A 6,421-nucleotide genomic window follows, 5' to 3' on the forward strand; every position below is an offset into this window, starting at 1 on the left:
GCCTCTTTCGCCAACCACTTCAACTCCGAACGCCACCTCGTCGACAGACAGACTTACAAGACCCGCCGCTCGGCCGCCTTGGCTGAGTGGCAAAATCTCATGGCGTGAGACTTGCAGCGGGTTGGGGCACTTCGCCAAACGGAGAGCGGTTCGCATCCGACTGACAGCACCATCATGACCGACGGACTGCGCTCCTACAAAGCCGCCTTAGCCGAGCTCGGCTGTGAGCAGAAGCAGGAGACCGGCCGCTGGGCAAACAACCGGGTCGAGAACTCGCATCTGCCGTTCCGACGACGAGAGCGAGCGATGCTCAGTTCAGGCAGATGAAGTCGCTCCAGAAGTTCGCTTCAGTCCACGCTTTTTTCGTCAACCACTTCAACGCTGAACGCCATCTCGTCGACAGGCAGACCTACAAGACCCGCCGCTCGGCCGCTTTGGCTGAGTGGCAAAATCTTATGGCCTGAGACTTGCAGCGGGTCGGGCGCAGTCTGCCAAACGGAGAGCAGTTCGCATCCGACTGACAGCAACCGTCTTCCGCCTCGTACCGGTCCCGCAGCATGCGATAGCCGACGCGGTAGACTAGTGCCGTGTGGCGCTCCACCAGCGCGGCAAAGGCGAACACATCACCTTTGCCGGCGCCGGTCATCAACCGCGTGGTCCGGCAGATTGGCTTGTGCGGGACGGTTCCGCCTCAGAAGGCCAAGACCGATTGTGATGGCTGCCATCACAGTCCCTCGGCTACCGCCGTGGCGCGGGCAAACAGAACCGGAGCGCAGGGCATGGTCAGGCCGCCTCGGGAAACCGGGCGAACAAGGCTTGGGCCAGGCGGGCCGCAACGGCATCGCTCCGCCACCGGTCGTCGCCTTCCACGGATACCATGTCTGCGCGGCCTTCCCACAGGATCGAGTCCGTTTCGCGGTCGCGAATGCTGACTTCGATCCGGGTCCGGACCAGTGCCCCGCGCGGCTTTGAAAGATCGACGGTCAGCGCCAGCCCCATCGACGTTCCGCGGTTGCTGACTCCCACCGCCATTTCGCCGCTGATCGGCTTGTGTTTCGTTTCCGCAGGGCTGACCTGATCACGCACGATCCGCAGCGTGGCCACTTGCGCGCTTAGCCCGGCCGGGACGGCGGTGTCGTAGCCGACGGCGACCAGCTGATCGATGAGAGCGCTCTCGAACGCAAGATTGTCGTCCAGCACCCCGGCGGAGAGGGTCACCTCGATTGCCGCGTGGCCAAGCACCGTCGCCGCCGGAAGTTCGGCCGCGAAGCTTGCGACGGTCACTTTGCCCAGCGGATCATCCGCCTCGCTCCGGTGCCGGTCGTCATGGCCCCATCTGGGGCGATCCCACCCGATCCCCTGCGCGGCGACGGGAGAGAAAGCGAGGAGCGCCGCCAGCAGGATCGCCGCACCAAAGAAGGCGCGCACCGAAACCGGCACGAAGGGGCGCAAAACGGAAATGTCTGGTGTTCTCATGCTCGATCAACGGCAAAAATCCGCCTACCCTTCGCGCTGGATTGAACTTAATTCGGGAGAGGCGCTGCGTTGTCGGGCGGGCGCCGATCCGCGTGAATCACGCGGCGGGTTCGAGGGTGAGGGGCCGTAATCCGGAGGCGCGCGGCGCGCTCGCCGCCGGTCCGGTGCCCTGGCCCAGAACGATGCCCCGGATGATCCGCGCTGCCCGCCACGCGGCCTTGCGATCGATCGATCCGAGCGCGCGGCGCACCCCCGCTTCCTGGGCCCTTCTGAAACCGACGTGGCGCTCGAACGCGTGCGAAAGGGCGTCCAGAAGGTCGGAAGGGGAGTCGATGACCTGCCCGAAATTCCAGTGCGCGAAATCGGGATTGCCGCGCCAGTCGGCCTTCGCCGCGTTAAAAAACACGCAAGGCCGCGGTCGGTGTAGGAACTCGTAGACCTGGCTGCTTACGTCGCCGACGTAGATGTCCGCGAGCATGGCGTAGGTCATGTCGCTGCAACGCGGCGAGCCGAGATCGACATGAACCCGCCCTTCGGCTGCGATACGGTCGAGCCAGGCCCGATCCCCCCGAGTCAGCTGTTCCCGAAAGCGGACGTGCGGCGCGATAATCACGTTCATGTCGAGATGATCGAGGGCTGCGGTCATCAGCAGCCGTGCAAAGCCGCGCCACGATCCAAGATGTCTGGAAAAGTGCGGATTGTACAACAGGATAGGCCGGTTATTGGCGAACAGGCGCGGCACGTCCGCCGCGCCCTGCGATGACAGGATCGCGTCCAGCTTCACGTAACCGGAGACCGAACAGGTTTCCGGCTGCACAATCCCCGCAGACAGCATGCGCGACCGATCCTTCGGACCTGCAACGATGACGTGATCGAACAAGCGAATCCGGCGCTCGAATCCCCGCGCGCGATCCCCCGCGCCATGGGGTATGTGGATGAGGCGCGGCCGGGCCCCCGGCAAGCGTTTCAGGATAGTGGATGTGCGCTCCGTCACGACCACCGCGTCGAGCGCCTGCAACACCTTGCGCCCGGCAACCAGCCTCGGGAGCTTGAAGGCCCGGTTGCGGCAGCAACGGGCAAGGAATCCCAGCCAGGCAGGAGCTGGAAGCCGCTCGATGGGCATCACGGCACCCAGCAGTTCGAGAGTGCCTCTCAGCTTGGCTTCGTCCTCGGCCGAAGTAACGAACAGGCGGACGGAGCAGTCCCTGTCGCTAGCAGCGGAAAGCTCCGCCGCGACAGGGGCCATGTGCAGCATCTGGTGCTCCCCGCCTATAAATAGAAAACCGACTTGCGCGGCCGTTCGGGGTATCTCAAGAATGTTTGCTAATCCGGCTGTCATCGAATCTTTCTTCCGGGAAGTTCGATGGGGATTCTTGCTGGACTGCATCTCCGCAGGATTTCAGCAGTTGAAATCTTCCGGCAAATTTCCGCCTGCATTGGGAGACATGCGAACGGAAATAGACAAGAGAGCGGCGTACGGCAGCAGGCGCTACGTTGCTGGACTGTTCGGGGCGAAGCTGGTCAGCGACATACCGGAACGCTTGTGCGAAATCGGTGTCCGGCCGATCCTCGACGCCAAACGCCGCGCCCGCCTGGAATGCATCCGCGATGCCGGAGTGCTGTTCATCCACGTTCCGAAAAACGCGGGGATGTCGATCTGCACCGCCCTATACGGACGCCAGATGAAGCACGCGACGGTCCGCTATTATGCGAAGGTCGCGCCTTCGCTGTTGAGCGAAGTTGAAAGCGTCGCCGTAATCCGGGATCCGGTTGAGCGGTTCCTGTCCGCCTTCGACTACGCGAGAGCCGGGGGAAGCGGCGACAATCTGGTGTCCGCCCCGTTCCGGAGCCTCTACACATCGTTCCGTTCTCTCGACGATGCTCTGGATCACATCGCGCAAGCGAAGTCTCCCTACCGCGTCGATCATATCTTCCGCCCGCAGAGCTGGTATGTCCTGGACCGGTCTGGCTGTGTGGCCGTGAATCGGCTGATCCGCTTCGACCGGTTGGGCGAGGACGACGTCCTGCTGGGGGCGGGAGGGGCGGGTCTGCCCCAGGTGAACCAGCGGAAGGGATCGGCCACCAAGGCCACGCCGGCTCAGGAACGGCGCATACGCAATCTGTACCGACGCGACGCAAGCCTGTTCGAGGGTCTGAGTGGAAGTGGGGCGGCATGAAGGATCTAGCGGCAGTACCGTTTGGCACATCGGACTGGAAATCCGGATATATGACCGCCATCAGTCCTCCCGTGGATTTCACCAGCCGCCTTCTTGTCGTGGACGACGATTCCGGGATCAGGACTCTCGTCTCGGAATTTCTGGGACAGCATGGCTATCAAGTCGATGTGGCTGGCGATGCGGCTGAAATGCGCAGCAAACTGGCCGCTGCGGATTACGATCTCGTCGTGCTCGACGTGATGATGCCGAACGAGGACGGTCTGCACGCGCTGAAGCGCCTCCAAGCCGATGGCGGACCTCCGGTGATCATGCTTTCGGCAATGGGCAGCGAAGTCGACCGGATCATCGGGCTTGAGCTTGGCGCCGACGATTATCTGCCCAAACCCTGCAGCCCGCGGGAGCTTCTGGCCCGGGTGCGGACGGTGTTGAGGCGTCAGCTGCGCAGTGAAGCCAACCCCCGGCCGGACCAGGCAGCCAGCGAACTGCGTTTCGCCGGCTGGACGTTCGATCTTGCCACACGCGTCTTGAGGGATCCGGGCGGCGTGATCGTCAACTTGTCGAACGGGGAATTTCATCTGCTGCGGGCCCTGGCGGAGCATCCGCGGCGCGTGCTCAGCCGCGATCAGTTGCTCAATCTGACTAAGGGCAACGATGCCGAAAACTTCGACCGCGCGATCGATGTCCAGATGAGCCGGCTGCGCCGCAAGCTTTCCGGCGGCACCCGGGAGGAATTGATCCGCACCATCCGCAGCGAAGGCTACATGTTTCTTTCTGCCGTGAAGCGGCGTTGAAGGCGGTGGAGGCGATCGAGGCCCGCGATGGGCCAGCCGGTGAACCGGCTGAGCGCAGCCGGTCGCGCAGCCTCGCGTTCCGGATCGTTCTCCTCGTCGTGCTGAGCGTCATGGCCGCGCAAGCGGTCAATCTGGCCGTGGTGCTCACGTCTCCTCCGCCTGGCAGCCCCGATGTCGAACCTGGGGAAGCGGCGGCGGCCTTGCTGGGCAAGGATGCGAGCGGGACGGACCTAGCGAAGTGGGTCGCGGCCGCGCCGCCGCACGACAACTTCGAAGATCGGGGAGAGCGGAGCTATCGCCGCGAACTAGCCCGGCAGCTTTCCGTGACCATCGACCGCGTACGGGTTGTCAGAAGCCGGCCCGACGATGGCGATCCGCCCGGAACGCGACCGCCACCCGGGCCTCCGGGGTCGTCGATCTTGCCGGGCGGACCGGACGGAGGAAGCTTCGTGGTGGCGGCGGAACTCGAACGCGGCCGCTGGACGACGCTCAGCCTGAAAAACGATCGCCTGCTCGAACCATGGCAGCAGCGCGCGCTGCTGTGGTTCGTGGGAACCGCGCTTATCGTCTGCCCCCTGGCCTATGCCTTCGCCCGCCATCTCGCCGCGCCGATACGGGCCTTTGCGGAGGCGGCGGAACGGCTGGGAAAGGACCCGTCCGCCCGTTCGCTGGAGCCGCTGCAAGGACCGGCGGAACTCGGGGCCGCAGCCACGGCCTTCAACCGGATGCAGGCGCGTATCCAGCGGTACGTCGAGGATCGGACAGGCATGATCGCGGCGATCGCCCACGACATGCGCACTCCGCTGATGCGCCTTTCCTTCCGGGTCGCGAACGCCCCGGACGGGATCAGGATCGGGGCCGAGCGCGACATCGCCGAAATGGAAGCCATGATCGCCGCAACCCTCGATTTCGTGAAGGAAGTCTCTTACCGGCCGGAACGAGTGCAAGTCGACTTGACGTCCCTGGTCCTGAGCGTCGCCGACGATCTCGGTTCCACGGGCGCGGCGATAACGGTTTTCCCGAGCGAGAGGCTGATCGTTCACGCCGATCCTTCGGGGATGAGGCGGGTGATCACCAATCTTCTCGTCAACGCGGTCAAGTACGGCGATCGAGCCGAAGTGCGCGTGCTGGTGGAAGACGCAAGCGCGCTCATCGAGATTGCCGATGAAGGCCCAGGGATGGGAGAGTACGACCTAAACCGCGCTTTCGAGCCATTCTTTCGGGCGGAGCAGTCCCGCAACCGTGAAACGGGAGGAATGGGACTCGGCCTCGCGGTTGTGAGGACCATCGTCCACCAGCACGGCGGCGAGGCGGTTCTGGCCAACCGGCCCGAGGGCGGTCTTCTTGCACGAGTCGTGCTCCCGATCTGACGGATCGCCGGCAGGGGGCGCAGAATATAACTCAACAGCGGGACTTGGATGATCAGCGGCACCCGACCCCGTCAACGGCTGCATGCGTTGGGTGCACAGTATTGACCGGCAGCTAACGCCTCCTTCCGGAATTGTTTGTGTCACGTGGTGCGCGCGATCTCATCGAACGTGCCGAGCAGGCGGACAGCGCAGTGTTCCCCGACATTGCGCGTGACGTGGTGATGCTCATGGCCAAACAACTCCACGTACTGGTCACGCAAATCCAGGTGCTCAATCGGCGCCTGTTGGCATGGCATCGGCAGGATCAAGATAGCCAGAGACTGGCAACGATCCCTTGCGTCGGTGTGATCAGCGCGCCGGCACTCGCCGCATCGGTGACCGAACCTACCCAGTTCCGGTCAGGGCGGGAGTTTGCCGCTTCCCTGGGGCTTGTCCCGCGCCAGAACTCCTCGGGCGGCAAGGACCGACTGGGGCGCATCTCGAAGATGGGGGATCGCTATCTCAGAAAGCTGCTCGTCGTCGGAGCGACACGGTGGTGCGGCGGTCAAGGGCGAGCGACGCTCCGGCAGCCAGATGGATCCGCAGTCTGCTCGAGCGCAAGCCGGCT

The 6,421-nt window shown here is 64.1% G+C and carries 5 protein-coding genes and 2 pseudogenes; 5 read left to right on the top strand and 2 right to left on the bottom strand.

Annotated elements, in window-relative coordinates:
• Window positions 1–171 precede the first annotated feature (171 nt).
• Window positions 172–464: pseudogene (locus tag ELY13_RS15755) on the top strand (DDE-type integrase/transposase/recombinase); the annotation flags it as partial.
• Window positions 465–783: 319 nt separating this feature from the next.
• Here ELY13_RS15755 and ELY13_RS14515 read toward each other — a convergent pair.
• On the bottom strand, window positions 784–1,476 hold the full coding sequence (locus ELY13_RS14515; RefSeq protein ID WP_126174608.1) for a DUF4136 domain-containing protein: 693 nt from the start codon (window positions 1,474–1,476) through the stop codon (window positions 784–786).
• A 97-nt stretch (window positions 1,477–1,573) separates the two neighbouring features.
• A complete protein-coding gene (locus tag ELY13_RS14520) occupies window positions 1,574–2,494 on the bottom strand; it encodes a CDP-glycerol glycerophosphotransferase family protein (protein WP_164549841.1) in 921 nt (306 codons plus the stop codon).
• 427 nt (window positions 2,495–2,921) lie between these two features.
• On the opposite strand from ELY13_RS14520, the gene ELY13_RS14525 reads away from it, so the two are divergent.
• The 4 genes and pseudogenes from ELY13_RS14525 to ELY13_RS14540 all read left to right on the top strand — a co-directional run.
• Window positions 2,922–3,653 (top strand): sulfotransferase family 2 domain-containing protein, encoded by a 732-nt coding sequence (locus ELY13_RS14525; protein ID WP_206436089.1) that lies wholly within the window; start codon window positions 2,922–2,924, stop codon window positions 3,651–3,653.
• 50 nt (window positions 3,654–3,703) lie between these two features.
• Window positions 3,704–4,444, top strand: a complete 741-nt coding sequence (locus ELY13_RS14530; RefSeq protein WP_126174610.1) for a response regulator — start codon at window positions 3,704–3,706, stop codon at window positions 4,442–4,444.
• Between the two features lie 5 nt (window positions 4,445–4,449).
• Window positions 4,450–5,814 carry an ATP-binding protein gene (locus tag ELY13_RS14535; RefSeq protein WP_126174611.1) on the top strand — a complete coding sequence of 455 codons (1,365 nt, stop codon included), beginning with the start codon at window positions 4,450–4,452 and terminating at the stop codon, window positions 5,812–5,814.
• Between the two features lie 131 nt (window positions 5,815–5,945).
• Window positions 5,946–6,421 (top strand): annotated as a pseudogene (locus tag ELY13_RS14540) (transposase); the annotation flags it as partial.

It is taken from the genome of Altericroceibacterium xinjiangense (assembly GCF_003958635.1).
Classification (GTDB): domain Bacteria; phylum Pseudomonadota; class Alphaproteobacteria; order Sphingomonadales; family Sphingomonadaceae; genus Altericroceibacterium_A; species Altericroceibacterium_A xinjiangense.